Source organism: Streptosporangium sp. NPDC023825, assembly GCF_040639575.1.
Lineage (GTDB): Bacteria > Actinomycetota > Actinomycetes > Streptosporangiales > Streptosporangiaceae > Streptosporangium.
Map to the genome: position 1 here is coordinate 55654 of NZ_JBFAAE010000008.1, position 26260 is coordinate 81913.

A 26260-nucleotide genomic window follows, 5' to 3' on the forward strand; every position below is an offset into this window, starting at 1 on the left:
TAGCCATCCGCGACCGGCTCAGCGGAGAGCCGGCCGCCGCCTCCGGCAGGACGCCGCCACCATCGCCGAGATCGAGGGCTTACCAGGCGGGGAGGAGTCCAAGCTTGACGAACGGGCCGGATGTCATCCCGAGAGATCGCTCCCTTGGCCATGGGCGGGATGATGCAGAGGGGGATGGTCCGACAACCGTGTTGGATCACGTTGGCGCCGAATGAGGCCCCACGACAAGCGGAACACGTTTTCCAGTTCCGCTGAGCATCGCCGTCATGACAATGGAGCGACGCTGACAGAGCCCGGAGGCGTGGTTCAGTTCCGGATTAAAAACAGAAGTTTGACCGGCGGCGGGACGTCGTTGGGATGGGTGCCGGGAGTGAGCGCAATCAGTGTCGCGAGTACGGCGGACAGCAGCTTGGTGAGTTCAGTGTCGGTTTCGCGTTCGCTCAGGGTCATCAGGACGGCCAGTAGAGATACAGCCGCTTGCACCACGCCGCTTTGCGGGATATCCGACTGGCTGCGATCCCATAAAGGTGCCGCCAGCCTTCGCGCATTTCGAATCAGCTCGTCCAGGCCACCGATGTTGTGATTGTGAACGTGGGATTCGCGAGTTAGGTATTCAGCTCGGTCGAACATGCTTTCCAAGTCGTCAACGGGCTGCCGCGGCGAGAGCGTGGTCAAGGCAAGTGCCAGAAAATCGGAGAACGATCCTCCTGTGGTTTTCCGGTCACCTCTGTCCCATCTCCCCGGCTGAGCTGCCCGTTCCTTGGAAAAGGTCTCCAGCAACGCCGCACAAGCGCGGCCCAGACGCATGTCAACGACCTTGTCGATGGCCGCAAGCTCCCTCGCGAAAGCGAGGTCGAGATCGAGGTTGAGGTTGAGGTTGAGGTTGTGGAAGCGGGCCAGGTCGCAGATGTGGGCGAGGGCTAGGGCTAGGGCGAGGCCGGGATCGGGATCGAGGGCCTGTTCGGAGAGGGCGGAGCCAGGGCCGAGGCCATGAGTGCGTTCGAGGGTGAGAACGAGGGTGGAGTCGAGGACGCGGACTCGTTCGAGGTCGAAGTCAGGGTCGGGATCGGGGTCGAGAGCGCGGGCGAGGGCGAGCGCGGCGTCGGCGGGGTCGATGGCGGAGTCGGGATCGAGAGCGCGGGCGAGGGCGAGGGCGAGGATGCGGGCGTGGGCGAGGTTGCGGTCGCGGTCGCGGTCGCGGGCGCGGACAAGGTCACGGATGAGGGCGCGAGAGCGGGACCGTTCAGGGTGGCGGGCCAGCGCGCGTTCGAGGTCACGGGCGAGGTCACGGGCGAGGCTGAGGGCGAGGTCGGTGACGAGGTCAAGGTCACGGGCGAGGGCGCGAGTGAGGGCGTAGGCGCGTTCGAGGTCGCCGACGAGGTCGGGACTGAGGGCGAGGTCGGGGATGAAGGAGCCAAGGCGGGCGAGGTCGAGGGCGAGGATGAGGTCGAGGCTTTGGAGGAACTGGTGTTCGGGGCGTTTGAGGTCGCGAGGGAGGCTGTAGGCCAGGAGCTGGCTGAAGGTCAGGTGCGAACGGTGCAGGAGGAGACGGAGGAGAAGGTACGTGTGGTCCTGGATCAGGTCCGGGTAGCTGTCGACCTGCTCGCGGGTGGGACGGTGGGGGTGAGGGGTGTCGGCGTGGTGGGTGAGGCGGATGCTGTCATCGTCGAGGGTCCAGAGGCTGCTGCCGGGGACGGGATACAGGTCGTGCTGGAGAACCTGGTGGGCTTCTTCAGGGGTGGGAAGACGGTAGCCGGTGCCGTCGGCAAACAGACCGTTGAGCCAGGTAAGAAACCCGCGGATGTCGTTGGGCCAGAGGGCGGCGGGTTCGGTGCCGGGCGGGAGCAGGTGAGTGCCGGTATGGGCGGCGTAGCGGTTCCACAGATCGCACGTAATGGGATCGGCGCAGATCCGAGTGCCGTCGTCGAGGGTGTGGAGGTCGTGGAGGGCGCGGGCGGAGGTTACGCCGTCTAGAAGCCGGGCTTGTTCGGGGTTGAGGGGGGTTGCGGTGAGGATCTGGTTGAGCTGGTCGCGCAGGTGCGGATCGAGTTCGCGAGCTTCAGTGTCGAGGTTGTAGGCAAGGTGGAGAGCGGAGACGGTGCGGGCGGTCAGGCAGGCTTGGACGACGGGACTGGCGTCGTTGCGGGCCGCCCACAGCAGGGTGGTCTCACGCCACCATGGATCGCTGACGTTGTCGACAAGGAGTTGGCGGCGGGTGTGGTGGTTCGGGATGAGGGCTGCGGCGAGATACTCCTGGAAGGTGAGGTGGGCGAAGCCGTACCGCTGATGCCGGCGTTCCAGAATGAGCCCGCTGCGCCGGATGAAGGCCAGGAATGTCTCAGGGGTGACGTCGGGAGCGGTGCGTTCAAGAATGGGGCGGATCACACGATGGGCGTCAGTGGCAGAGATATCCCGTAGCCGATGTCGCATCATGTGCAAGGCGAGTTCCTGGACAACGCGTTCTTTCTTGTCCCCCGTGTCTTCGTTCAGCGTGTCCAGGCCTGCGGGAGCAAGGTTCTTGGCCTCGTCCCGGCGGTGGAGCAGGACCTGGCACATCTCCGTGTACAGGCCGACCCGGCCTCCGGGGAGGCTTCCGCGATATCGGTGCACGTTCGCGATCATGGTCAGGAGCAGAGGGTTGGCGGCCAGGTCGTAGAGCGCGACGCGGGTGCTGATCCGCTGGTACAAGTCATCGGCGGCGCGGTCGGCGATCCGGTCGATGACGTGCGGGTCGGCCTGACGGGCGCGATGCTCGATGGCGCGGTACCAGACATGTAAAAACGCGCGGATCTGCCCGCTGGTGAACCGCTGCACCTGAAGGGTGTCGGCATTGCGTAGTGGGCTGTCCTGATAGCCCAGCGGGCGGGAGGTGACGACGTAGGCATTTTGAGGGTGACGACTGATTTGGTTCTCCACCCAGCGGACCACGCTTTTACGGTCGGCGATGTCGGCGACCTCGTCCAAGCCGTCCAGGAGCACCACGCACCGGCCGCGTGCCAGGCGTTGCTTCAGCCATGCCGCCGGGACCTCCCCGTCCAGCCAGGGTGCCGACACTGCGACCTCGGCCAGCTCGACGGGTAGGTCTGCCAGGATTTGTGCGGCGTGGTCGCGCAGGTACAGCAGGACTGGAATCTGCCGGGGCTGCCAGAACTCGCGCTGCCAGGGCCGCCACCGCCGATCGGCCATCTCCAGCGCCGTGTAGCGGGCCAGAGTGGTCTTGCCCGCCCCGGCGGCCCCCAGCACCGCCAGCACCCGAGTCGGGGCCAGGAACTCCGCCAGCGGTGCCCGCTTCCCGATTTCCGTCGCCGCTGGAGCGGGGCCGGTTCCGCTGTCGCCGGCCACATCGACCACGGGACGCGGTTGTAACGCCACGTCCACGTAGACCTGCCGGGTCCGTAGAACAAACTCCGACTGGGTGACCAGCCCGATCGTCTCCATCTGATCCACTGATGACCGCACACGCCGCAGATAACCGCGTCGCGTCACCCTCCCCCGATGCGTCCCGCTAACTCCGGTCCCGGCCCGCTCGCCTGTGGGATCTCGTGGAGGGCCCGGCTGCAGCGCCATCTGCGCCGTCTGCGCCAGCCCGGCCAGTACCGTCACCACCAGCGCCAGATATGCCCAGGTCCAGCTCAGCTTTCCGTCGTCGAAGACCTGGTTGATCGCTACTCCACCGGTGACCAGGAGTGACGCCGTGATCAGTCCCCACCACACGAACCTCGATCGCCCAGGCACCGCCACCGCCCTTACTGCGTGAACCTCGTAGACCACCACTCAAACGCATGCACCCTTACGCATATGACCACCGTTGCCGATCCGAGATCGGCTGCCGAGGAACCGAAGGAGTCAGCCACGTTGACAGGACAGCCGCGACTCCGCCCCAGTGGACCGTCACCGCCGCTCCCGAGTAATCGCGTGGATCGCTCTGTTCCCACACCGGCACAATTGCCCGATGCGTTTGTGGACGGTCCAGCATCGAGCGGTTCTCACGTCGCTGGAGGATGCCGGCGAGCTGGTCGGGGACTGGGACCGGATCATGGCCGGAAACTACCGGGCCTGCTACGAGGAGATGGTGGCGGAGATGGCACGGCGTGGCCTCGACAGTGAAGGCCGGCCGCCGGTGTGGGCGTGGGCCGGGCCGGACACCGGCGACAACGGCGTGGCGCTGGCGGCGGAAATGCTTCTCTGCCCGCAGACCCCGGAGGAGTACGCCCGCTACGTGGTGCTCGACCTGGACGTGCCGGACGAGGTCGTCCTGCTCAGCTCGTACGGGCGCTGGAACGACTTCATGTACGCGATCATCATGGGCGAGGGGTCGCCGGACATGGATTGGGCGATCGACCGAGAGGAGCTCGACGAGACGCAGGCGTGCCTTGCGCGTGTCGCGGCCGGATGGGTTCTCGGTGCCCGCCCGTTGGAGCCGTTCAGGCCGGAAGAGGAGGAGGCCGAGGGCGGCGGAGTCAGCTCCTGACCGTGCACCGTGCACCGGGTCGGCGCGGGCGGGACCACCCGCTGGACCAGCCCTCACAGTCCGTCGAGCACCGGTCGCCGAGGGAACGCGTTCACGGACGATCCAACGACCGAACTCCAATGGCCCTCGCCTTCGCGCACCCGCCGCATCAAGGCGCGCCGTCGCCGGCCCTGCAACCTCACCGCGGGCCGGAGCGGACGCGCCGGCTCACCAGAACGATCAGCCCTATCTGGATGACAAGCACCACCAGTGCGATCGGTCCCGATGCGGCGGACATCTCCTCCTCCGAAAGCCCGCCACCGCATTCCGTGATGTTGCCGCCCCCGTACGACACGACGCAGTCGCGCCCCAGGATCGCGGCGACGATGAGCCAGTTGGCGAGCAGAAGAAGGACCGCGCCCAGGGCAAGGACCGGCGTGACGTACTTCGCCTTGCCGGCCGCCGGGTTCGTCTTCGCCGCGACAGGTTCGAGACGCCTGCCCATGTCCGGATCATGACTCACACGAACACGTAAGCACAGGCAAGCGATCGCGTGCCAGATCCGCGCCAGACGAACCGGGGTACGGGACACATACGGAACGCGGGCCCTACGGAAGGGAGTAGACCTGGCCGGTCTGGGCACCTTCGATCGAGCGGACGTAAGCCGCGGCGACATCTTTGAGGTCCACCGGCGGGAAGCCGGGGAAGTAGGCCCCGTACTTGTCGAGGTCCTCGGTGAAGACCGTCGGGGAGACGGCGTTGATCCGCTGGGGGGCGATTTCGATGGCGGCCGCCCGCACGAACGCCTCCACCGCTCCGTTGGCCATGGAGGCGGCACTGCCGGTGACGACGGGCTCACGAGCCAGCACTCCGCTGATCAGTGTGAAGGACCCGCGCTCGGAGACGTGGGGAACACCCTGACGCACCAGCTCGATCTGGCTGAGCACCTTGCCGTCGAACGCCGCCTGGTAGTCCTTTGGCGTCATCTCGGCGAACGGCTTCCAGGGGACGTGGCCGGCAGCGCTGACCACGGCCTCGACCGCACCCGTCCTTGCGTACAGTGCCGTGATCTGAGTGGGGTCGGAGATGTCGTGGCGGAGGTCGCCGCTGCTTCGGCCGACGGTGAGGACGTCGTGGCCACGCCCGAGCAGGGTCTCGCGCAGGACGGTGCCGAGTGTGCCGCCGGCGCCGATGAGGAGGATCTTCATGGCGACAACGTTACGGCGGTACGAAGCCGGCGGTGAAATGCTCTTCGGGCGGCATTTATGCTCGGCGATTATGAATGTGGAGCGATTATGAATGTGGAACTGCGGCATCTCCGCGCCTTGGCGGCGATCGGAGACGAGGGCACCATCACCGGCGCCGCGCTCACCCTTCACATGAGCCAGCCCGCGCTCTCACGCACGTTGGAGCAGCTGGAGAGCCGTCTGGGCACCCAGCTGGTGGAGCGCACCACCCGCAGCCTCGCCCTCACCGACGCCGGGAGGCGACTGTGGGAGCACGCCCGCCGCATTCTCGACCAGGTGGACACCGCGCTGGCCGAGGCGGTCGCCGGGAAGCGGCCGCGCCCCATCCGGGTGGCCTTCGCCTGGTCAGCGCTGGGCAGCCACACGGTTCCCCTCCTTCGCGCCTGGCGTGACCGCCACCCCGACACACCCGTGCACATCCGGCGCGTGGACGACCCCGAGACGGCCGTACGGCGAGGCGAGGCCGACGTGGCCTTCCTGCGCGCCGAACCCACCCCGGATCCCAGCCTGGCGAGTTGCTCTCTCATCCGCGAGCAGCGCATGGCGGCCGTGTCCGAGGAGCACCCGCTCGCCCGGCGCCCGGCCGTGCGCCTGGCCGAGCTCGCGGACCGGCCCGTCGTCCTGTGCTCGACCGCCTCCACCACGCGCGCCGATCTGTGGCCCGACGCCCAGCGGCCCCCGACCTTCCAGGTGCCGGGCGTGGACGAATGGCTCACCGCCATCGCCACCGGGGAAGCCGTCGGGGTGACCACCGCGGGCATCGGCTACAACCACCCCCACCCGGGCATCCGCTACCTGCCCCTGTCCGATGCCGCCCCGGTGACGGTGTATCTGGTGTGGCCGAGCAGCCCCTCCCATCCCGCGACCGAGACCTTCCGCCTGCTGGTGCAACGGCAGCTGGCGTCCTAGCAGCGGCGTGCCCGGCCGGACCGTGCCGGCAAGAACCCCTCAGCCGGTGTCCTCGACGGGCGTGCACGGTTGCACGGGAGTGTTCGCCTGGGCCAGCCACTTGCCGAGTCGCCAGGGCGCCTGGGCGTCCGGGTTGTCGCGGAACTCCATCACGAGCGTCTCGCCCGGCCTGATGTGCTCGGGGGAGATCCGGATCGTCCGTATGGAGGTCACCGCGGCGGCCTTGAGCGAACGCGATTCGTTCGCGAGCGCACGCAGCTCCTCCGGTCCGGTGGTGGGCGGCCCGTCGTAGGTCGGGTCCACACCGGCGAACCGGGGAGCCGCACACCGCGTGCCCGCGGCCAGGAACGTCACGTCCGCCCTGACTCCGGCCGCGCCCAGCTTGGCCTGCAGCCCTTCGGGGTCACGTAGTTCGTTGACGGTCACCGTGAGCGTGCCGTCCGAGCTCTCGGCCAGCGCGTAGGCGGGGGTGTCGTTTCCGACGATCAGCACTGTGCCGGCGGCCGCCGCCGCGACACCGGCCGCGACCAGCAGCCGGGGGGCGGTGACGAACCGCCGCCGGGGGTGCATCCCGTCGAGGAGCCGCCGCCGCGCCCCGGCGAGTTCCCCCGGGGTGGCCGGCGGGATGCTCTCCCACATGGCCTTCAGTTCGTCCATCGTCATTCTCCTCGTTCTTCCTGGTTCAGGGCTTGGCGGATCTGGAGGCGGGCTCGGTTGAGCCGCGAGGCGACGGTGCCCGGCGGGATGGCGAGCGCGTCGGCGACCTCCTGGTAACTCAGTTCGGCCCAGGCGACGAGCAGCAGCACATCGCGATCGGCTCGTTTGAGTCCCAGCAGGGCCCGTGCCAGCGGTCGGTTGACGGCGAGGGTGTTGATTCCGTCCTCCACCTGGAGGCCGGGTATCTCCGCCGGATGCACGCCGCTGCGGATGTACGCGCGGTAGAGGTTCGTCTCGGTGCGCCGCCGCTTGCCGATCACGTTGGAGGCGATGCCGTACAGCCACGGGCGGGCGTCGGAGCGGCCCCTGTCGTAATCGCTCCGGCGCTGGAAGGCGGCCAGAAAGGTGTCCGCCACGACGTCCTCCGCCTCGCTGGGCCCCAGTCGCCTGGTCACGTAGCGGTGCAGGAGTGGCGCGTGCCGGTCGAACAGGACGGCGAAGATCTCGGGGTCGTTCAGCGACCTCTCGATGAGGGTCGCGTCATCGACCTCGATGACTTCGCGGGGGATTGTCATACATGTTGGCCTTTCCTGGCGTATGAGGTCACCTGTAGTTACCGCGCCGGGCCGAAATCCTTCATCGGGCAGTCACCACGTCACGGGGACGCGGCCGATACGGGACGCGCAAGGAACGATCATCGTCGCGCCCGTCCGGTGGGTGACGCTCTCCCCCGACGACGGCCTTCCGGCGCCGAAGCCGTCGAGCGGGCCCTGAACGGCCAGGTCGTCGGCGGTGCGGGGAGCGCCACCAGAGGTATGACGATGGTCACTATCCCTCGAATCCACTTAAAACGGACTCATGAGTCCGGTACTGTTCGTCACTAAACGGACCCATGAGTCCGCTTCTATGTCGAGTCGCCGTACAGAAGGAATTTCGAGTGACGAAGCATTCGCGCATCAGCGAGGCCCTCCGGGAGCTGGTCTTCGAGCCCAGGCTTGAGCTGAACGAGGCCCTGGACAAGTACTACGCCCCCGGCTACACCCACCGCAGTGACGGGACATCGCTCGATCGGGCCGCGTTCGCCGAGATGGTGGCCGCCACCCGGAGCCGGATCGCCAGCGGCACGGTGACCGTGCTCGACGAGCTCCGGGACGGTCCCACCTATGCCGAGCGGCATGTCTTCGAGATCACCATGGTGGACGGTTCCACCCTCCGGCGGGAGGTCTCCGTCTTCGGCTCCTACGCCGAGGACGGCCGCTTCCAGCGACTCAGCGAGACGGGGTTCTCCGTCGGCCCGGACGAGAGACCCGCTGACCGACCTGAAGACCCGGACGAGACCCGCTGACCGACCTGAAGAGAGTGGAGAAGAACATGCCCCGTCTTGCGGATCCCGATCCGAAGAACGTCCCGGACGACGTACGCGAATTCCTCGCCGCCCTGCCGCCGGACCCGCTGGTCAAGATGCTGACCCACTCGGCCGGCACCGTGAAGCCGTTCATCCGGCTCGCGAAGGCGCAGTTCGGCTCGCTGGAGCTGCCGCCCCGCTCGCGGGAGCTCGTGATCCTGACCGTGGCCGAGTACGCCGAGTGCGAGTTCGTCGCGGCCCAGCACCGGCCGATGTCGGAGGCGGCCGGTGTCGACGAGCGCACCCGGCGGCTCATTCGCGACAGGGAACTCGACAGTCCCGAGCTACCGGCCTCCGACCGGGCCCTCATCCGGTTCACCGCCGAGGTGGTGCGGCGGCCCGCCGTGTCCGACGAGCTCTTCGACCAGGCGCGGCGGTTCCTCACCGAGCGCGAGATCGTGGAGGTCCTTCAGGTCGCCGGCTACTACTGGTCGTTCAGCCGGGTCTGCACCGTGCTCGATGTCGAGCTCACCAAGGTGTACGGCGCCGGCGAACCGGTGCTCGCCGGCGGATCCGACGCCTCCCGGCCCGGCTCGGCCGGCATCCCGGGTGAGCACGGCGACGATGCCGGGGCACACTGATTCCATGACTTCGCCCGACATCATCCGGCCGCCGATCGGACCGGACCGCTCCCATCGGCGTCTGGACGCCCGCCGCAACCACGAAAGGGTGATCGCGGCCGCCCGGGAACTCCTCGCCCAGCACGGCCTCCAGATGACGGTGCCCCAGGTGGCGGAACGGGCCGGGGTCGGCCGGGCGACCGTGTACCGGAGTTACCCCACCAAGGACGACCTGATCGTCGCGATCGTCCAGGAGCAGTTCCAGCAGCTGGAGCAACGTACGCTCGCCGCGCTCGACAGCGACGACGCCTACCAGGGACTCCACGACTACCTCCCCGACCTGCTCGAATACCTCACCCGCAACCGGGGGCTCGCCGCCGCGTTCTTCGAGGGCAGGCTCGTCCCCGCCGGCCGCCTCCTGGAACTGATCGGCCGGCTCGTCGAAGCCGCCAAACCCTCCGGCCGGATCCGTCAGGACGCCGGCGAGCTGGACCTGCGTGTCGTCCTCTGCGGAGTGATCAGGCAGCTCATCACCCTGGACCGGTGGGACCAGGCCCTGTGGCGCCGTTACGGGCACATGGTGCTCAACGCGTTCCGCCCCTGAGCGGCGCACGGCGGCCCGCGACGTGGCCGGCCATGGGCACCGCGGACCGGTGGACGCCCGGATGGGGAGAATCGGTATGGTGTCGCCCCGAAGGTGAAAGGATCACTGTGCCGTACTCTTCCCGCTACCTGTATCTCACCCGGCACGGCGAGGCCTCGCCGGTCGAGGGCGAGCTGACGGAGAACGGCCGCCGGCAGGCCGCGTTGCTCGGCAGGCGGCTGCGGGATGTTCCCCTCTCGGCGATCCACCACGGTCCGCTGCCCCGGGCCGGCCAGACCGCACGGCTGATCGGCGAGCAGCTGGACGGCGTCCCCCTGCACGTCTCCGAGGCCGCCGGAGACTACGTTCCCTACACGCCGGAGGGGGATGAGCTGCCGCCTGAGGCGGCCGACCACCTGCTCCGCTTCCTCGGCCTGTTCCCGGCCGAGGAGCGCGAGCGCGGCGAGGCGCTGGCCCGCGAGGCGCTGGAACGGCTGACGGGCCCGGTGGAGGGCGACGCGGACCGCCACGAGCTGGTCGTCACCCACAACTTCCTGGCCGGCTGGCTCGTGCGGGCCGCGCAGGACGCCCCGCGGTGGCGGTGGCTGGGGCTCAACCACTGCAACGCGGCGCTGACGGTCATCCGGTACGCGCCGGGCCGCCCCTCGACCGTCCTCTTCTTCAACGACATGAGCCACCTGCCCCCCGGGCTGCGCTGGACCGGTTTCCCCAACATGCCGCGCGTGTGAGGCACGGCCTGGCCGTGGCGGCGGCATGGCGGCGGCATGGCGGCGACACGGTGGGGACACGATGGCGGCCGGTTCGGGCCTTCGGTTCCGCGTATCCGTACCGGGACAGGTCAGGTGTCCGTACCGGGACTTCGGCGGCGGCGCTGGGGCAGAGTCGGGGTCATGAGACCAGTTCACGGTGTGGCCCGTTTCGTTTCCCGGTACAGGCGGGGCACCCTCGCCTTCGTCGTCAGCGGCCTCTACGTCCTGCTCGTCATCGCCGCGCACGTCTTCGCCGAGGTCGGCATGCGCCAGCCGGAGAACCAGGGCCTGTCGGCGGTCATGCTGATCCTGGTGACCCTGCCGCTCTCGTGGCTGGTGATGATGATCCCCGCGGAGACGATTCCCGCTAGCGCGCATCTGCTGCTGCTCACCGCCGCCGGGCTGGTCCAGGCCTCGTTCCTGTGGTGGTTGCTGCGCGGGCCGAGGGTGGCCGTGCCGCCGGCGCGGGAGAGGTGACCGTCCGCCGGCCCGGAAGGATCCGGGTCGGCGCCGGCGGACGGTCGGCACGGGGTCCGCGGGCGGGGTCACGCCCGCGGACGAGGGGGCCGGGTCAGGGGTAGCTGACGACGTTGCTCGTCCCGTACGAGCCGACGACGGGAGTGCCCGCCTCGTTGATCGTGCGCTCGATGCCGCCGCTGCCGTTGAGGAAGACCGTGACCATGTTGTGGAACCTGGCCCCCGGCGTCTTCGGAACCTCGATGCCGCGGTCCGCGCGGATGTCCACCCCCTGGTTGAAGAAGGAGTAGACGCCCATGCCCCACGCCTCGTGGTTCCGCACCCTGTGACCGACCTTGTAGGAGGCCCAGCCCTTGCCGGTCGGGCTGTTCCAGGCGGCCTGGCTCGGCGGGTCGTAGGGGATCTCGCTCTGGTAGAAGATCGTCCGGCCCCTCTCGCCGTTCCAGATCGTCTGGTACTTCTGGTAGTGCTCGACGAACAGCCCGTACGCCGTCACGTCGTCGCCGTTGACCACGACGCCCGTGTCGGCCGTGTTCTGCGTCCAGCCGATCCCGTTGCCGTGGTCGCCGCGCCACGCCCAGATGTTGTCGACGATCGTGTCGTCGCTGTTGATCACGAGACTCGTCTTCGCCTTGCCCACCCAGGGTCCGCCGATGCGGAAGAAGACGTCCTGCAGCGAGATCGGGTTCCCGGAGTGGTCCCGGCGGCTGTGGCGGTCGCCGACCTCGACCAGCGCTTCGGACTCGCGCCGCCCGGCGTCGACGAGCACGCCCGCGATCCGGACGCCGTCCACGTCCTCGATCCGCAGTGCCGCGTCGCCGGTGTCCGGAGCCAGGCTGGGCATGCCCAGGCCGAGCACGACCGTGTCCTTGTGCTTGACGCGCAGCGCCCGGTCGAGGTGGTAGACGCCCGGGGTGAGCAGGAGGTGCTTGCCGCGCGACAGCTGCTGGTTGATCCTGGACGCGCTGTCGGTCGGCTTCGCGATGAAGAAGTCGCGGATCGGCAGCGACGACCCCTGCTGCTGACCGTCGGCCCAGGTCGTGCCCGAGGTGTTCCGGCGCAGGGCCGGGACGAAGACCCGGTAGGCACCCGCGTCGTCGACGTACAGGAAGGGCTTCTCACGCGTCACGGGACTGGTGGGCAACGTCGTGTACGGCGGGCTCGGGAAACCCTCCGCGGGGGCGCCCACCACGCCGGAGAACACCTGGTTCCAGACGCCGTTGGTCCAGGCGTCGCCGAGCCGGCTGTCGCGCGTCAGCCACTGCTGCTGCGAGCCGTTGATCGTGACCCCGTCGATCTTCGAGTCGGCGATGTACCCGCCGCTGGAGAAACCGCCGTTCCCGGGCTCCAGCCAGAGGGTGCCGCGGATGTGGACCCGCCGCATCGGGGAGGCCTGCGACACCGCCCACTGGTTCGACCAGTCGGTCGGCGTCACGGACAGGTTCTCGGCGGAGCGCCAGAAGTTGGTGAGCGCGGAGATGCCGGCCTCGGAGCTCGGGTCGGGCCGGCCGACGACCCGGACCGCGCCGTTGATGTCGACGTCGTCGGGCGACCGGCCGAGCCCCGCGACGGTGGTGTAGTAGCCGAGCTTGGCGTTGACGTCGTAGCGGCCGGGCTTGAACAGCACCGCGTACCGGTTCGTGCCCATCTCGTTGTTCTCTTGCCGCGCGAAGATCTCGTCGAGCTTGGCCTGGATCTGGGTGGCGGGTGTCGACGGGTCGTACACGAAGACGTTGGGCCCGAAGTCCGGTGCCCCGCCCGGATGCGCGGCGGCGGGGCCGGCCACGGACACCAGCCCCGTGGCGGTGAGCGCCGCCACCGAGGTGGCCAGCGCGAGGAGACGGACGGAGAAGATGCCTCTGCGTGCGCGCGACGTCGCACGTCCATGCTGGTCACGAGCTGTTCTCATCGACCTGCCTATCGAGAACGGGCGGCGTGACGTCACCGGGATGCCGAGAGAGCGCTCTCTCGCCGCCGCCGCGCTTACGTCAAGCCTTAAACGAAGTGATGTCGTATTTCTATACGGTTAATCGCGTCTCGCGCTACGGCAGAACGACACCTTTGTCGGCTCGTTGGGGATCGGGCCAGATTCAGGGTCCGCTTCCGGGGAGCGGCGGCGAGCCGCGTCGCTCCGGATGTCACCACGATCGGCCGGTTCGCAAGCGGTAGAACGCCCGCTTGAGGGTAGAGTGCGCCGTCATGAAGGCCACCCCCGAGGCGAGCCGGTGGACCAGCGGGTTCGTCAGGGCATGGGCCGCGGCGCGGCACCGGTGCGGCTGGTTCGACCATCTTGTCCGGGCCGCCGTCCACTACGACCGCACCGACGCGGGCCGCCTGTCCGCGGGCATGACCTACTACGCGTTCTACGCCATCTTCGCGCTGGCCCTGCTGGCCTTCGTGATCATGGGTCACGTGCTGGACACGCCCGCCGCGATCGCTCAGGTGGAGGGATACCTGAGCGACACGTTCCCGCGGCTGGACGTGCAGGCCCTGCGCGACGCGCGGGACACGGCCGGGCTGATCGCCTCGTTCGGCCTCCCGCTGACCGGCCTGTTCTGGATCGACTCGATGCGCTCCTCCATGCGGGCGGTCTGGGGCCTGGAGCAGTATCCGGGCGACTTCTTCCTCCGGTGGCTGATCGACCTGGCCGTACTGGTCACGCTCGGGCTGCTGCTGTCGATCTCGCTGACCCTGTCCTTCGGCGCCCAGACCGCGTTGACCTGGCTGGCCGGGCAGACGATCGGGGTCGACGCGCTACCGGCGCAGTGGGCACTGTCCACGGTCGCCTTCGTGCTCGGCATCTGCGTGAACCTCCTGCTGTCGACGGCGCTGCTGACGCTGCCCCCTCGGCTACGCCTGTCGCCGCGGCGGGTGATCGGACCGGCCCTGGTCATCACCATCGGGCTGGAACTGCTGAAGACGATCGGACAGGTCTACCTCAACTTCAGCTCGGCGAGTCCGGCGTACCAGGTCGTCGCGGGCGCGGTGGGCATGTTGCTGTTCCTGAAACTGGTGAACGTGCTCATCCTGTTCGCCACCTCGCACGCCGCGACCAGCCGCTACGGAACGGTCATCGACCTGACCACGCGGCGGCCCGTCGGCGAGCCGCGCACGGAGGTCGTCACCGCGCCGGCGATCCCCGAGATCAAAGCGGAGCCACCGGCGCAGGCGGAACCGGAGGGGGAACCCGAGGCGGAACCACAGGCGCAGGCACCGCCGCGAGCCGGGCCGCGCAGGTACGACTTCAGAACGCGGCGAGTGCGCTGACCTCGCAGGCGGGCAGCCGCGACCTTCCATAAGGCCGGCGAGCCGACAAGGCCGCCCTCGCCCACCGGCCGCGCCGGCCCCGCCCGGGAGACAGCGGGACGGCCCCGGCCCCCCGTCCTGTCAGGGGAGCGGAGCCGGCACCACCCGTAACGGCGATCCGACGCGCGCGGCCGCGGTGCCGAGACCGGCGGGGGCGCCGACCGGGCGGACCGTCGCGGGCGGGTAGTGCAGCTCGGACTCGTCGTAGCGGCGCGTCTTCATGTGCCACAGCAGCACGCCGGCCATCCAGTCCTGCAGCTCCGCCACGTATCCGTCGAGCGTCTCCCTGGCCTCCCCGTCGAGGTCGAAGTCGTCGAAGAGAGCCGGGAGTTCGGTGGCGACGATGTGTTCGAACTGCCGCATCCGGGACGTCATCAGGTCGTTGACGATGTCGGCGGCCTGCCGCGCGTCGCAGCTCAGGAAGTCCTGGACCACCAGGACGCAGTTGTGCAGCTCGCCCTCGAACTGGATCTCCTTCTGGTACGAGCAGAGGTCGTTGACCAGGCAGGCGTAGTCGGCGGCCGAGTCGTCCAGGCCGCGCATCGTCCGGGTGTCGTAGATCTCGGGCGGCACCGCCTTGCCGTGGGCCAGCCGCGACAGGCTCATCGTGAGGTCGGAGCCGAAGGTCCTGCGGCGCATCTCGATGTAGTCGACCGGGTCGGGGATCCGGTTCTGGATGTGGTTGGCCAGCTCCCACAGCCAGCTCTCCGTCATGTCCTCGACGGCCCGGCGGAACCTGGCGCGCGCGGCCTCCGGCATGGGGGCCGCCGTACGGGACCACAGGTCGGCCAGGCCACGCTCGATCGGGTTGACCGGCGGCGGGGTGGCGGAGAGGTCCAGCGGCATGAACGCCGACAGCCGCTCGTTGAACACCTTCGCGCCCGCCATGTCGCGGCGTGGCCCGAACACGACCGGGAAGTAGTCGTCGGCGTAGGTTCCCCAGGTGAGCCAGAACGTCGAGATGTCCAGCTCGGGACCGGGGGCGTCCGGATTGATGGCGCCGGCGCAGATGGCGAAGTCGTAGGTGTCGAGCTTGTGCTCGGTCCAGACGGCCAGGCCGGGGAAACCGGGGAGCTGCTCGAACATCCCCATCTCGCGCGCCCATGCCACGGCGTTGCGGCGGGAGGCGTCGAGGTTGGGATTCATCCGGGCGGTGTACGGCATGTAGATCTCGGGCAGCGGCAGCGGCCCCACCTTGCGGAGGGGGACGTGGGTGTGGCTTCTGAGGCCCCCCGGTCCCGTGATGCCGGGCGCCAGCCTGATGCGCGCCGCCGAGACACCCAGGCCGGTCGGCCCGCCGAGCAGGGCCGGGGCCACCGGGGCCGCCCGCGAGGCGCCGTTCATGTAGCGGCTGGAGCGCATGTGCCACTCGTGGCCGCCCGACTGCCAGTCCTGGAGCCCCTTGACGTAGGCGAGGACGTCGAGGCGGGACCTGAGGTCCAGGCCGTGCTCCTCGAAGAGCGGGGGCAGCTCGGTGAGAACGGTGTTCTCGAACTGGTGCAGCCGGGAGGTGATCAGGTCGTTGACGGCGTCGGCGGCCCGCTGGGTGTCGTAGCCCAGGAAGCGCTCGAAGACCAGCACGCCGTTGCTGAGCTCGCCCTCCTCGCCGACCTCCCGCTCGTAGGAGAAGAGGTCGTTGCGCAGGTGCACCGCGTCGGAGAAGGTGTCCCTCAGCACGCGCATCGGCCTGCTCGCGGCGACGGCGGCCGGGACCTCGGCGCCCGCCGCGTGCTCGACCAGGTTGGCCGACCAGGGGGCGCCGCCGACCTTGCGCCGCATCTCGACGTACTCGATCGGGTTGGCGACGCGTCCCGCGTTGATGTTGGCCAGCTCCCACAGGGACTCGTCGAGGAGGTTCTTCGTGCTCTCGACGAACCTGGCCCGCCAGTCGGCGGACATGGCCGGGGTCGTGCGGGCCCACAGGTCGGCGAGGCCGCGCTCCACCGGGTTCTCCGGCTCGGGGGGAGGGCCCGCGGGCTGCACCGGCATGAAGGCCGCCAGCCTGTCGAGGTATCGCTTGGCCCCGGTCAGGTCGCCGCTGCGCTTGAAGGTCTCCAGGAAGTGGTCGTCGAAGAAGAACACCCACACGTACCAGTCGGTAATGAGGTCGAGCTCGGCGGCTGGGACGTCGGGGTGGGTGTAGGCGCACAGCAGCCCGTAGTCCATGGCGTCGAGCTTGTGCTCGTCCCAGATGCCGAGCTCGGGGTCGAGGATGCCCATGTCGTACGCCCAGGCCCTGGTGTGCTCGCGCGCGGTCTCCACGTGGGGGTTCAGCCTGGCCGGATACGGCAGGTAGAAGTCAGGGAGCTCGAAGGGTTGCATGTTCTGTCCTTCCATATCTGACTTCGACGCTTTCGGGAACGCCCTGGGCATCGGACGCCGGGACCGCGACGGAGTAGCGGGTGGGCGGATCGGCGAGACGGCCTGCCCTGCGGACGCCTCGCCAGCCAGAACGTTACGCAATGACCACGGAGAGTGAAAGGGATTGCCACGAATACCCGCGGCCTACCCGTGCGCCCATGACACTCTCCGGCCCCGCCCGAGGCCAGGATCCGGACGGGGCCGCGGGCGGGGACGGGCGGGCGCCGGTCGGAACCGGCGATCACCCGGCCAGGACCGGTGAGGCCTCGATCAGGACAGCCGGTGCGCGCCGGCCGTCGCGCCGGCCAGGACGGGACGTCGCACGCCGGCCGCGAGGTCACGGAGCATGTCGGCGAACGCGAGCGCCTGCTCCGGCGTCATGCGGGGCTCGGTGCCGACGTAGAAGACCACGATGTCGCCGCTCGGGGACGTCGTGGCGGTGAACGGGAGGGACGGGGAGATGACCATGATGGGAGCAATCATGGCCTGTCCCACCGACAGTTCACAGTTCATTTACCCCCGTCTCTTCACCCGCCACCCCTGATCCTCACCCCTGACGGCCCGGACCGCCCCGGCCGCGGTCCCGCCGGGCAACCGACCGTCACGACCCGCGACACGAGAGACACGCAACATCAACTAGAGCTTCGGCGGGAGTATGATGCGCGGAAATGAAGTGCCGGCGACGGTCGCCCGGCACGGAACGAAGTCCGAGCGGAGGTCGCCGATGGGCGCGGGGTCGTCGTTGTCGTCCCAGGAGGGGCCGGACCGGACGAGGCCGGACCGGGTGCCCGGCCCGGGGGCGGACCGGGTGCCGGGCCGGATGTCGAGCTGGGCGAGCGAGCGGTTCGGCGACCGCGCCGAGGCCGTACGCGGGCGGCTGGCCGCGTCGCTGCTTGAGGCGATGGGCAACGCGCAGGACGCGCAGAGTTCCGGGCACAGCGACAAGCGATACACCTACGGCTTCACCATGATGGCCAGGCGCTACGAGGCGATCGCCGAAGGGCTGCGCGACGAGCCGGGCTTCCAGCTGGTCAGGCCGCACGGCTCGCCGCACCACCTGGTGGTCCTGGGCGGCAACCTGCTGCTGCCCTTCCGCTACGCCGAGGACGACCGCACGCCGATCTCCGAGGCCCGCGTCAGCGACGGCCGGATCTCCTCGCTGGTGCGCGAGCTGTTCGACCGGTTCGGCCCGGCGACCTCCTACCGCCAGGAGGAGCTGGACCTGGCGCTCGGGGAGGAGCCCGGCCGGCCCGGCCGGCCCGCTCAGGAGGAGCTGGACCTGTCCGCCGGGACGGACGGGCCGGCCACGGTCCGTCCCGCCCTCACCGGGCTGCCCGGCGACACCCGGCTGGTCCCGGTCGCCTACGCGGGCAACGCGCAGGCCGGCCTGCTACGGCTCTACTGGGGCGAGGCGGAGCTCATCGACGAGTTCGGCAGGATCCGGTGGCTGCACCACGAGCCGATCCCGCTGCCCGCCGCCTCCCCCGGGGCCGTCCGTGACCTGTGGACGGCCGGGCCCGATGCCGCGTCGCGCTTCGACGACGGCCTCGTACCGGCCCTCGCGTTGAGCACGAGGTCTCCGGCCGAGCGGAAGAATGGCAAGATCTTCCCCGTAAGCAGCGAGGCACCCGAGGAAACCGTGGTCACCGGCGACAATGAGCAACCGTAACCAGACCCCTCCGTTCGGCGCTCCCGGCCTCTCCGGGAGCGGCGGGCCGAGCCCGCAGGCCGTGGCGGACGCGTTCGACCAGGGGCGGCTGACCCAGGCGCGACAGCTCGCGGGGATGACCAAGAAGGACCTGGCCGAACGCGTCGGCGTCACCCCCGCGGCGGTGGGGCAGTACGAGACGGGCATGACCCGTCCCCGGCCCGACCTCGTTCCCCGCCTGGCCGACGCGCTCGGCGTACCGCCGGCGTTCTTCCTGCTGGGCCGGCCGCACGGCAAGCTGGACGGGTCCATGGCGCACTTCAGGAGCCTGCGCTCCACCCGCGCGCACCAGCGGGCCAAGGCCGCGGCCTTCGTCGAGCAGGTGTGGGAGCTGGCCCACGCCTTGGAGCGGCAGGTCAGGCTGCCGCACGTCGCCCTCCCCGGCTTCTCCGGCGGCGAGGTCCACTCCGGCGTGGAGCTTCCCAGCGACCCCGCCCAGGCCGCCCGCGCCCTGCGGCGGCTCTGGGGGCTGGGCACCGGCCCGCTGTCGCACATCGTCCGGCACATGGAGGCCCACGGGATCGTCGTGGTCCTCCCGCCGCCCGACGAGGACGCCACCACGGTGGACGCCTTCTCCACCTCCCAGCTGCCCCGTCCGATCGTGGTGCTGACCGCCAACCGGTTCGACGACATCCACCGCTACCGCTTCACCGCCGCCCACGAGCTGGGGCACCTGGTGCTGCACGGCGACACCGCGTCGGGAGACACCCAGCAGGAGCGGGAGGCCGACGTCTTCGCCGCCGAGTTCCTGACCCCGCGCGACAGCATCCTGCCGGAGCTGCCCGGCCGCCTCGACCTGCGCAGGCTGGTCGAGCTCAAGCACACCTGGGGCGTGTCGGTCGACTCCCTGCTGTACCGCTGCCGCGAGGTCGGCCTGATCTCCGATTCGGCGGCGAGCCGCGCCTACCAGCGGCTCAAGACACTGCGTGACCAGCCGGGCTTCGCCGCCGAACCGATCAGCGGCTATCCCGGCGAGCAGCCCGTGCTGCTGCGCAGGGCCTTCGACCTGGCCGTCTCCGAGACCGGTCTCACCATGGCGCGACTCGCCGCCCAGCTGGCCTGGCCCGTCTCCCGGGTGCGCGAGCTGCTCGACCTGCCCGACCAGCGCCCCGCGCTGCGCCTGGTGCCCTGACCTCCGTTCCGGCGGGCACCTGCCCAGGAGGCCCGTACCCACCGGAGGGCGTCCAGCACCCGGCTCCGCCCCGGAGGCCCGTGCCCTCCGGGGGCGTCCGGGATCCCGCTCGCCCCGGGGTTCCGCGTGCGGCGCGGCGAGCACCGGGGCCGCGTGTCCCGGGCCGGACCGCACTACTCGTCCTCGACCCGCTCCTTGATCCACTCCAGGCCGTCCTGCCAGGAGGCGAAGGCCTGGAGATAGCGGCCGTCGCGGGCGTGGAAGATGTGATAGCGAAAATCTCCGTCGCTGCCCGTGCGAATCAGGTCGTAGAGATCGCCCTTGGAGCGATACCACACGCACTCGCCGTCAGCGGGACGCGAGGGCGATGCGTAGGCGAACTCACGTGTGATGGACATGGGACGGATGCTACGGACCGGCGAATCAGCAGGCAATGCCGTATCTATTTCATTCGGGGATAAAGTTCGCCCTCCCTGAGAACCCGGGAACCCGGCGGGAAAACGCGTGCGCGAGACCACCCGCGCCGGGCGAGGGGACCCGAGGCACTACCGCCGGTCGGCGGACGCGGCGAGCTGGTCGATCAGCATCGCCAGCCGCCGCTCGTGGTGGTCCGCCGGAAGACGGCCACTGCGGGTGAGGGTGACGAGACCGTGCACGGAACCCCAGGCGACCTCGGCCAGGATGCCGGTGTCGCGGCCGGCGGCGAAGGCGGCGATCGCCTCGCGGAACTCGGCGAAGGCGGCCTGGAGCGGGGCGGGCGTGCCGGGACGGCCGAAGGGCAGGTCGACGGCGAGGGTGAGCATGGCGTCGTACAGCGACGGGTTCAGGCGGGCGAAGCCGGCGTAGGCGTGGATCAGGGCGGCGAGCGCCTCGCGCGGGGTGCCGGCCGTCGCGCGGGCCTTGCCCAGCTCGGCGGTGAGCTCGGCGAAGCCCTCCAGGGCGACGGCCGCCACGATGGCGTCCTTGCCCGCGAAGTGGCTGTAGAGGACCGGCTGGCTGTACTCGATACGCTCGGCGAGACGGCGCGTCGTGACCGCCTCCCACCCCTCGGCCTCGGCCAGCTCGCGAGCGACCGTCACGATCAGCCGGTGGCGTCGCGCCCGCTCGCGCTCGCGGCGCTCCTGTGTGGACATCCCGCAGATGCTAGCACCGCTATGGAGCCGGTCCCCGCTAGTAATAACGCCGCTCGCATATCTAGCGTCGCTATGGCAATCGCTACCCCGACGGATGGCAATCGGTACCCCGACGGCGGGTGCCCGGGCCCGCCGCGGCCCCGGCCCGCGCCTGGCGCGTTCGCCCGGCGCGGGCCGGCCGCGCTCGTCACCCGGCGGGCGGCGTGGGGGCCGGGGTCACCCGGTGGTCGGTCAGGTGCAGGTCTCCGCCCAGCGTCACGCGCAACTCGTCCAGGACCTTCCTGGCGCCGAGCACGGTCCACAGCTCCCCGACCAGGTGCGGGTTGTACTCCGGCGCCTGGTCCATCCACTGGTCCTTGCCGGACTGGGTGACGAAGGTGCTGATGAAGAACTGGCCGACGGAGGTCTTGCAGGCTCCCGTCCGGATGTCGACCGCGTCGACCTGGATCCGGGGCTTGCAGTCGACCTTCTTGGCGAGCTGCTCGACGGTTGGGGGCGGGCCCGCGGGTGCCGCGATTCCGGCCGCGGCGGGGGGACTCACGGGCTGGTCCGCGCTGCAGGCGAGGGAGAAGGACAGGGCGAGAATCACCGTGGCGACCACCCGGGCGTTCCTGGCGACACCGGTCTGGCGCGAATGTGTCAACATCCTTCAGATACGCTCACCGGCTCCGGCGGGTTCACCCTTTCCCCCGACCCGGTGCCGGCCGAGGGGACCCGGAGGGAGCCGGGGCGCCGGCGACCGCGGCCCCGTCCGGTTGCGGGCTCTCGAGATCCCCCTCCACGCGCCCCGGGGATCCCCGTCGCGCTCCCCGGGGGAACGCGGACGGGGGTGGACGGGGTCCTACGGGACGCGTCCGACGGCTCCCACGGTGACGGCTCCTGCTCCCGGCGGGATGACGACGTCGCCGGAGTCGGGCCGCCAGTCGTATACGGGCACCAGGCCGGGTTCGAGCATCTCCAGCCCGTCGAACAGACCGCGGATCTGGGTGAGGGTACGGGGGAAGATGCCGCCCGCGGTGGTCGTGCCGTAGACGCCGCGGCCCTGGCTGACCTGCTCCTCGGTGAGGTCGCCCGAGGTGACGTGGGAGATCACCACGTGGCTGCCGGAGACCAGCCGCTTCCCGAGGGAGGCGGCGATGCCGGAGACCTGCTCGTCGTCGGCGACGAAGTGCAGGATGGACACCATGAGGACGGCGACCGGCTGGTCGAAGTCGATGCGCTCGCGGACGTCCGGGTGCTCGAGGATCGCCTCCGGCTCCCGCAGGTCCCCGGAGATCACGACGGTCTGCGCGTTGTCGGCGAGCAGCGCGCGGGCGTGGACGAGCACGATGGGGTCGTTGTCGACGTACACGATCTGGGAGTCCGGCGCCTCGCGCAGGACGACCTGGTGCACGTTCTCCTGCGTCGGCAGACCCGTGCCGATGTCGATGAACTGGCGGATCCCTGCGGCGACGAGATGCCGCACGGTACGACCGAGGAAGGCGCGGTTGGAGCGCGCCACGTCCTTGACGTTGGGGACGAACTCGACGATCTTCTCACCGGCGATCCGGTCGGAGGCGAAGTTGTCCTTACCCCCCAGGTAGTAGTCATACATACGGGCCACGCTCGGGACCGTAGGGTCGATTCCCGGCGGAGCCTGCTCGCGCTCAGTCATATCCTCGCCTTCGCCACGTCTTTCCCGCATGGTAGACGAGCGACCGACGCCTTTAGATCATGAACCGATATTTCGCTTAATAACTGGACAAGACAGCTCTAAGTCATCAAACATCGCAATTCTTCTGAAACCATGCCAAGCACGGTCAGTCCGGGAGCTCCTCGCGGAGCTCGCGCAGGAACTCCCTGCTCTCGGAGACGGAGTACGCCTGGATGCACAGACGGTCCATGACCTGCATGTAATGGTCGGTCTCCTCGAGCTTGTCCACGTAGAGGGCGCTCGTCAGCTGCTCCATGTAGACCACGTCGGGCAGGTCCCGCTCGGGGAAGCGCAGGATGGAGAACGGGCCACCGGCCGCGGCGTGACCGCCCCGGTCGAACGGCATGATCTGCAGCCTGACGTTGGGCAGCTCGACGACCTCGAGCAGGTGTTCGATCTGGGCGCACAGAACCTGGGGCCCGCCGATAGGCCGCCTCAGCACGGCCTCGTCCATCACGGCCCAGAGCGTCGGGGCGTCCGGCCTGGTCAGACGCTCCTGGCGGGCCAGGCGGAGCGCGACGCGGCGGTCGACCTCGTCCGCGGTGGCGCCGCCGTGCACGAGCATGATGACGGCCCGCGCGTATTCGGGACTCTGCAGGAGGCCGGGGACGAACTGCACCTCGTAGGTCCGGACGATCGAGGCGGCCTCTTCGAGGCCGACGTAGACCTCGAACCAGTTGGGGAGCAGGTCTCCGTACTTGTGCCACCAGCCGGGGGCGTTGGCCTGGCGGGCCAGCGTGAGCAGCGGAGCCCTTTCCCGGGTATCGGTCACCCCGTACATTGTCAGCAGGTCCGCGACATCGCGTTCCTTGAAACCGACCCTCCCGAGCTCCAGCCGGCTGATCTTGGCGTGGGAGGCGCGGATGGCGTAACCGGCCTGCTCTCGGGTGATGTCCTTGGCGACGCGCAGCCTCCGCAGCTGGGCGCCCAGAAGAATCCGCAGGATAGTGGGACCGCCACCGCCCGCGTACGCGAGAACGCCGCCCTGCTCGCCGTTGTCTTCCGCGGCCTGTCTGGCCATGTGGGCTCCCTGTCGCACCTTCCTAGGGTGCCACAGTTTCACATATACACCGCGTTTCGCACAGCTCCGTTGCGCACGCACTTGCGTTTGCACTTGCAACCGCAAGTGCCAAGCGAGACAAATCTCCTTCTTACCGCTTTCCCGCCTGGCGGACCGTGTCCGAAACTCCCCGGCGCCACGTTCCCGACGCGAGGTCGCTCGGCGCTACAGGCCGACGCGAGGTCGCTCGGCGCCACGTTCCCGACGCGAGGTCGCTCGGCGTTACAGGCCCGACGCGAGGTCGTACGTGTCCTCGCGCGTGTCGCCGTGCGTGTCGCCGCGGAAGGCTCCCCGGCTCGCGGCGGCGCGGCGCGACAACATACCGCGCACGATGTCGCACAGCTCGCTCGTCTCCCTCGGCGACAGCACCCGGCTGAGACGGCGCTCGACCACGCCCCCGCTCAACGGTCCCGGCGCGCTCCTCACGTTGAGGTAGCCGGACAGGAACGCGATCCTGAACAGCTTCTCCTGCGAGGGCGGCTCGGCGGAGGACCGGCCGGGCCCCTTGACCGGCCTCGCCGCCGAAGCCCCGTCGCGGGACACCTCCAGCCCGGGAAGCAGCAGGTGGGCGGCGGCCCGTTGCAGGGCGAGCCCGTACGCGCGCATGGATCCGTCGGGCGAGAAGGAGACGATCGAGCGCCCGACCGCCTCGGCGGAGTCCGGGGACAGGTCGGCGATGCCGGTCTCCTCACCGAGGCAGGTGTAGACGCGCACCACCTGCTCCCCCACGTACCCCGGCTGGACGTGCTGGGAGAGCGTGACGGTCACCGTGGACCCGTCGGGGTTGCGCAGCTCGGCGATGTCGGCCGCGTGGGTGACGTACGTGGTGGAGTGCTCGCGCTCGCACCACGAGGGACACGAGGCCCCGGAGCGGGGGCGAAGAGTCCCGACGGAGGCCGTGATGTCGTCCATCCCAATCCTTCCAGCGTGGAGGTCCGCGTCATCGAGGGCAGGCGGGCACGACGGCGGATCGCACCCGGCCGCGAGCCGGGACCACGAATCGGGTCCAGCCTCGCTCCACCGGTTTCGAGGTCGCTTTCGCCAGCAGGTACGCAAAACCGGCGTGCCGGGTTCAGCCGACGTCATCCGCCTCCCTCCCCCGACGTCGCACCGCGTCCCCGGGACGGAGGTCCGACGGGGACGCGGGGACAAGGGCGCACGGGGACAGGGGACGCGGGGACACGACCCGCCAGGACAGGAGCGGCCGGGCCGGGGAGGGATCAGAAGGTGACCAGCGGATCGCCGATGAAGTCGGCGATGAAATTCACGAAGAAGAAGCCGAAGAACAGGAAGTTCAGCACCAGGATCACGTAGTGCCACCAGCGGGGACGTGCCGGGCGGGGCAACCTGGCGTTGAGGTACATGAGCATGAACGGATAGATCAGCGCGCCCAGGTTGGACATGTTGGCCGACCACTGCACCAGGCTCACCGGAAGTGCCAGGTGCAGGACGACGGCGATGACCACCAGCAGCCCGAACATGAACGGGTAGTAGAACCTGCGGGGATCGCCCTCGATGAGCACCCGCAGCCGGGGGCTGGTGGCGTGGGCGGCGTCGGTCACCACCCGGACCATCGCCTCGAAGATGCCGAGCTGGGTGGAGAAGAGGATCAGCACCCCCAGGACCAGCGCGCCGACGAACATGGCCTGGCCGTACTCGTCGCCCAGGGCGCTCGCCACGAACGTCGGGACGTTCTCCTGGGTCGGCCGCTCGCCGGACAGCTCGACCGCCCTGGACATCAGGATGGTGGGCAGCAGCATCCCGAGGACGGCACCGACGAAGAAGACGCCCCACATGTCGATCAGCAGCAGGCGGTACCAGCGGCGCCAGCGGCCCGCGTTGGCCTCGTCGTCGGGGAAGGTCACCCCGCTGGCCAGCAGCTCGCTCTTCGGCCCGCGCATCCCGGCGATGAACCCGGTCCGGTAGCCCATGCCGTAGCCCTTGTCGCGGTAGTGGCCCATGACGTACCAGTTCAGCCCGGAGGCGAGCGCGGTGAACCCGGCCAGCGCGCCGAGCTGGGTGGCGGTGATCCCCGCCGGTGGCGCCGCGGGGGTGACGAAACCGCGGATCGCGTCCCACCAGATCTCGAACGGCACCACGAAAAGGTCGATGACCAGCAGCGCGACCAGGATCGTGCTGATCATGCCCCAGTTGGCGAGTTCCAGGGCCCGGCTGATCCTGCGGGCGGCGGCGGTGATGACGAAGACGAGCAGGAGCAGGCCGATCGCCCACAGCCGGGGTTCCTCGGCTCCGGCGGGCGCGATCTCCCCGTGGACGAGCGCGTAGACGCCCTGCCCGGCGGAGGCGGCCCAGCCTCCGGCGATGAACGCGAAGATGACGACGAAGACCGAGAGCGGCACCCAGAGCTGGAAGCCGGGAGGGACCCGTCCCCAGCCGACCACCGGCGCCTCACCGGTGGCCACGACGTAGCGCGAGCACTCGACGTTGTAGAAGGTCTGCAGGACGGCCGAGATCAGGATGACCCAGCCCACCCCGACGAACCCGTACTGGCCGACGGCCTGCGGCCCCAGCAGCCACTCGCCGCTGCCGATGGAGATGCCGAGCGCGATGAGGCTGGGACCGACGGCGAACTTGAACAACTCCTTCTTGCCGAGCCGGGAGACTCCGAAGACCTCCTCAGGCTCGGGCAGGTCCGCCACGGCGAGATCCGGGCGGCTGACTCCGAGCGGATGGGACCGGGTGACTTCGGTCATGGCGATCCTCCAGGGTCGCGGAACCCCCCTGCTCCGACAGTGATCCTTCGACCGCACTTCGACAAGACCCCATTCGTGATGTTCCCGCGGCCGCC

25 protein-coding genes are annotated in these 26260 nt (G+C 69.7%); 10 read left to right on the forward strand and 15 right to left on the reverse strand.

Features of this window, described 5'->3' with window-relative positions:
- Positions 1–306: 306 nt before the first annotated feature.
- The gene (locus AB0G15_RS10015) at positions 307–3774 is read right to left on the reverse strand and encodes an NACHT domain-containing protein (protein ID WP_362837195.1); all 3468 of its coding nucleotides are present in this window, start codon (positions 3772–3774) and stop codon (positions 307–309) included.
- 178 nt (positions 3775–3952) lie between these two features.
- On the opposite strand from AB0G15_RS10015, the gene AB0G15_RS10020 reads away from it, so the two are divergent.
- Positions 3953–4471, forward strand: a complete 519-nt coding sequence (locus AB0G15_RS10020; protein WP_362837197.1) for a DUF3841 domain-containing protein — start codon at positions 3953–3955, stop codon at positions 4469–4471.
- A gap of 178 nt (positions 4472–4649) precedes the next feature.
- On the opposite strand, the gene AB0G15_RS10025 is transcribed toward AB0G15_RS10020, so the two are convergent.
- Together AB0G15_RS10025 and AB0G15_RS10030 are read right to left on the reverse strand one after the other, a co-directional pair.
- Positions 4650–4955, reverse strand: coding sequence for a hypothetical protein (locus tag AB0G15_RS10025; protein ID WP_362837199.1), 306 nt, complete (start codon positions 4953–4955; stop codon positions 4650–4652).
- Positions 4956–5058: 103 nt separating this feature from the next.
- A complete protein-coding gene (locus AB0G15_RS10030; protein WP_362837201.1) occupies positions 5059–5658 on the reverse strand; it encodes a short chain dehydrogenase in 600 nt (199 codons plus the stop codon).
- Between the two features lie 87 nt (positions 5659–5745).
- On the opposite strand from AB0G15_RS10030, the gene AB0G15_RS10035 reads away from it, so the two are divergent.
- Positions 5746–6606 carry a LysR substrate-binding domain-containing protein gene (locus AB0G15_RS10035; RefSeq protein WP_362837203.1) on the forward strand — a complete coding sequence of 287 codons (861 nt, stop codon included), beginning with the start codon at positions 5746–5748 and terminating at the stop codon, positions 6604–6606.
- 39 nt (positions 6607–6645) lie between these two features.
- On the opposite strand, the gene AB0G15_RS10040 is transcribed toward AB0G15_RS10035, so the two are convergent.
- Both AB0G15_RS10040 and AB0G15_RS10045 read right to left on the reverse strand, forming a co-directional pair.
- Complete coding sequence (locus AB0G15_RS10040) at positions 6646–7263, reverse strand: hypothetical protein (protein ID WP_362837205.1); 618 nt, start codon at positions 7261–7263, stop codon at positions 6646–6648.
- 2 nt (positions 7264–7265) lie between these two features.
- Positions 7266–7838: an RNA polymerase sigma factor gene (locus AB0G15_RS10045; RefSeq protein ID WP_362687123.1), complete on the reverse strand. Its 573-nt coding sequence runs from the start codon at positions 7836–7838 to the stop codon at positions 7266–7268.
- A gap of 362 nt (positions 7839–8200) precedes the next feature.
- Here AB0G15_RS10045 and AB0G15_RS10050 point away from each other — a divergent pair, with 362 nt between their 5' ends.
- The 5 genes from AB0G15_RS10050 (at position 8201) to AB0G15_RS10070 (ending at position 11058) form a co-directional block, all read left to right on the forward strand.
- Positions 8201–8608, forward strand: a complete 408-nt coding sequence (locus AB0G15_RS10050) for a hypothetical protein (protein WP_362837207.1) — start codon at positions 8201–8203, stop codon at positions 8606–8608.
- A 26-nt stretch (positions 8609–8634) separates the two neighbouring features.
- Entirely contained in the window at positions 8635–9249 is a 615-nt protein-coding gene (locus AB0G15_RS10055; protein WP_362837209.1) for a carboxymuconolactone decarboxylase family protein, read from the forward strand.
- Positions 9250–9253: 4 nt separating this feature from the next.
- Positions 9254–9832 carry a helix-turn-helix domain-containing protein gene (locus AB0G15_RS10060; protein ID WP_362837211.1) on the forward strand — a complete coding sequence of 193 codons (579 nt, stop codon included), beginning with the start codon at positions 9254–9256 and terminating at the stop codon, positions 9830–9832.
- Between the two features lie 107 nt (positions 9833–9939).
- On the forward strand, positions 9940–10560 hold the full coding sequence (locus AB0G15_RS10065; RefSeq protein ID WP_362837213.1) for a histidine phosphatase family protein: 621 nt from the start codon (positions 9940–9942) through the stop codon (positions 10558–10560).
- Positions 10561–10722: 162 nt separating this feature from the next.
- On the forward strand, positions 10723–11058 hold the full coding sequence (locus AB0G15_RS10070) for a hypothetical protein (RefSeq protein ID WP_362837215.1): 336 nt from the start codon (positions 10723–10725) through the stop codon (positions 11056–11058).
- Positions 11059–11152: 94 nt separating this feature from the next.
- On the opposite strand, the gene AB0G15_RS10075 is transcribed toward AB0G15_RS10070, so the two are convergent.
- Positions 11153–12967: a hypothetical protein gene (locus tag AB0G15_RS10075; RefSeq protein WP_362837217.1), complete on the reverse strand. Its 1815-nt coding sequence runs from the start codon at positions 12965–12967 to the stop codon at positions 11153–11155.
- 290 nt (positions 12968–13257) lie between these two features.
- Between AB0G15_RS10075 and AB0G15_RS10080 the strand changes: the two genes are divergently transcribed.
- Positions 13258–14325, forward strand: coding sequence for a YihY/virulence factor BrkB family protein (locus tag AB0G15_RS10080; RefSeq protein WP_362837219.1), 1068 nt, complete (start codon positions 13258–13260; stop codon positions 14323–14325).
- 120 nt (positions 14326–14445) lie between these two features.
- Here AB0G15_RS10080 and AB0G15_RS10085 read toward each other — a convergent pair whose 3' ends face one another.
- Both AB0G15_RS10085 and AB0G15_RS10090 read right to left on the reverse strand, forming a co-directional pair.
- Positions 14446–16686: a family 2 encapsulin nanocompartment cargo protein terpene cyclase gene (locus AB0G15_RS10085; protein ID WP_362837221.1), complete on the reverse strand. Its 2241-nt coding sequence runs from the start codon at positions 16684–16686 to the stop codon at positions 14446–14448.
- A 309-nt stretch (positions 16687–16995) separates the two neighbouring features.
- Positions 16996–17208: a hypothetical protein gene (locus AB0G15_RS10090; protein ID WP_362837223.1), complete on the reverse strand. Its 213-nt coding sequence runs from the start codon at positions 17206–17208 to the stop codon at positions 16996–16998.
- 241 nt (positions 17209–17449) lie between these two features.
- On the opposite strand from AB0G15_RS10090, the gene AB0G15_RS10095 reads away from it, so the two are divergent.
- Both AB0G15_RS10095 and AB0G15_RS10100 read left to right on the forward strand, forming a co-directional pair.
- Positions 17450–18394: a hypothetical protein gene (locus AB0G15_RS10095; RefSeq protein WP_362837225.1), complete on the forward strand. Its 945-nt coding sequence runs from the start codon at positions 17450–17452 to the stop codon at positions 18392–18394.
- Entirely contained in the window at positions 18381–19565 is a 1185-nt protein-coding gene (locus AB0G15_RS10100; protein WP_362837227.1) for an XRE family transcriptional regulator, read from the forward strand. Before AB0G15_RS10095 ends, AB0G15_RS10100 begins: the two co-directional genes overlap by 14 nt.
- A gap of 173 nt (positions 19566–19738) precedes the next feature.
- On the opposite strand, the gene AB0G15_RS10105 is transcribed toward AB0G15_RS10100, so the two are convergent.
- From AB0G15_RS10105 to AB0G15_RS10135, 7 genes are all read right to left on the reverse strand, one after another.
- The gene (locus AB0G15_RS10105; RefSeq protein WP_362687175.1) at positions 19739–19963 is read right to left on the reverse strand and encodes a hypothetical protein; all 225 of its coding nucleotides are present in this window, start codon (positions 19961–19963) and stop codon (positions 19739–19741) included.
- 147 nt (positions 19964–20110) lie between these two features.
- A complete protein-coding gene (locus AB0G15_RS10110; protein WP_362837229.1) occupies positions 20111–20698 on the reverse strand; it encodes a TetR/AcrR family transcriptional regulator in 588 nt (195 codons plus the stop codon).
- 187 nt (positions 20699–20885) lie between these two features.
- A complete protein-coding gene (locus AB0G15_RS10115) occupies positions 20886–21344 on the reverse strand; it encodes a hypothetical protein (RefSeq protein WP_362837231.1) in 459 nt (152 codons plus the stop codon).
- 195 nt (positions 21345–21539) lie between these two features.
- Positions 21540–22382, reverse strand: a complete 843-nt coding sequence (locus AB0G15_RS10120; protein ID WP_362837233.1) for an SAM-dependent methyltransferase — start codon at positions 22380–22382, stop codon at positions 21540–21542.
- Positions 22383–22497: 115 nt separating this feature from the next.
- Positions 22498–23412, reverse strand: coding sequence for a helix-turn-helix transcriptional regulator (locus AB0G15_RS10125; protein WP_362837235.1), 915 nt, complete (start codon positions 23410–23412; stop codon positions 22498–22500).
- Between the two features lie 261 nt (positions 23413–23673).
- A complete protein-coding gene (locus AB0G15_RS10130; RefSeq protein ID WP_362837237.1) occupies positions 23674–24363 on the reverse strand; it encodes a hypothetical protein in 690 nt (229 codons plus the stop codon).
- A 308-nt stretch (positions 24364–24671) separates the two neighbouring features.
- Positions 24672–26165, reverse strand: a complete 1494-nt coding sequence (locus AB0G15_RS10135) for an Nramp family divalent metal transporter (RefSeq protein WP_362837239.1) — start codon at positions 26163–26165, stop codon at positions 24672–24674.
- Positions 26166–26260 lie beyond the last annotated feature (95 nt).

Coding starts and splice junctions, on each gene's coding strand:
- AB0G15_RS10020 (WP_362837197.1), top strand. CDS start 3,953: ATGCGTTTGTGGACGGTCCAGCATCGAGCGGTTCTCACGTCGCTGGAG.
- AB0G15_RS10025 (WP_362837199.1), bottom strand. CDS start 4,955: ATGGGCAGGCGTCTCGAACCTGTCGCGGCGAAGACGAACCCGGCGGCC.
- AB0G15_RS10030 (WP_362837201.1), bottom strand. CDS start 5,658: ATGAAGATCCTCCTCATCGGCGCCGGCGGCACACTCGGCACCGTCCTG.
- AB0G15_RS10035 (WP_362837203.1), top strand. CDS start 5,746: ATGAATGTGGAACTGCGGCATCTCCGCGCCTTGGCGGCGATCGGAGAC.
- AB0G15_RS10040 (WP_362837205.1), bottom strand. CDS start 7,263: ATGGACGAACTGAAGGCCATGTGGGAGAGCATCCCGCCGGCCACCCCG.
- AB0G15_RS10045 (WP_362687123.1), bottom strand. CDS start 7,838: ATGACAATCCCCCGCGAAGTCATCGAGGTCGATGACGCGACCCTCATC.
- AB0G15_RS10055 (WP_362837209.1), top strand. CDS start 8,635: ATGCCCCGTCTTGCGGATCCCGATCCGAAGAACGTCCCGGACGACGTA.
- AB0G15_RS10060 (WP_362837211.1), top strand. CDS start 9,254: ATGACTTCGCCCGACATCATCCGGCCGCCGATCGGACCGGACCGCTCC.
- AB0G15_RS10070 (WP_362837215.1), top strand. CDS start 10,723: ATGAGACCAGTTCACGGTGTGGCCCGTTTCGTTTCCCGGTACAGGCGG.
- AB0G15_RS10075 (WP_362837217.1), bottom strand. CDS start 12,967: ATGAGAACAGCTCGTGACCAGCATGGACGTGCGACGTCGCGCGCACGC.
- AB0G15_RS10080 (WP_362837219.1), top strand. CDS start 13,258: ATGAAGGCCACCCCCGAGGCGAGCCGGTGGACCAGCGGGTTCGTCAGG.
- AB0G15_RS10085 (WP_362837221.1), bottom strand. CDS start 16,686: ATGCAACCCTTCGAGCTCCCTGACTTCTACCTGCCGTATCCGGCCAGG.
- AB0G15_RS10090 (WP_362837223.1), bottom strand. CDS start 17,208: ATGATTGCTCCCATCATGGTCATCTCCCCGTCCCTCCCGTTCACCGCC.
- AB0G15_RS10095 (WP_362837225.1), top strand. CDS start 17,450: ATGGGCGCGGGGTCGTCGTTGTCGTCCCAGGAGGGGCCGGACCGGACG.
- AB0G15_RS10100 (WP_362837227.1), top strand. CDS start 18,381: ATGAGCAACCGTAACCAGACCCCTCCGTTCGGCGCTCCCGGCCTCTCC.
- AB0G15_RS10105 (WP_362687175.1), bottom strand. CDS start 19,963: ATGTCCATCACACGTGAGTTCGCCTACGCATCGCCCTCGCGTCCCGCT.
- AB0G15_RS10110 (WP_362837229.1), bottom strand. CDS start 20,698: ATGTCCACACAGGAGCGCCGCGAGCGCGAGCGGGCGCGACGCCACCGG.
- AB0G15_RS10115 (WP_362837231.1), bottom strand. CDS start 21,344: ATGTTGACACATTCGCGCCAGACCGGTGTCGCCAGGAACGCCCGGGTG.
- AB0G15_RS10120 (WP_362837233.1), bottom strand. CDS start 22,382: ATGCGGGAAAGACGTGGCGAAGGCGAGGATATGACTGAGCGCGAGCAG.
- AB0G15_RS10125 (WP_362837235.1), bottom strand. CDS start 23,412: ATGGCCAGACAGGCCGCGGAAGACAACGGCGAGCAGGGCGGCGTTCTC.
- AB0G15_RS10130 (WP_362837237.1), bottom strand. CDS start 24,363: ATGGACGACATCACGGCCTCCGTCGGGACTCTTCGCCCCCGCTCCGGG.
- AB0G15_RS10135 (WP_362837239.1), bottom strand. CDS start 26,165: ATGACCGAAGTCACCCGGTCCCATCCGCTCGGAGTCAGCCGCCCGGAT.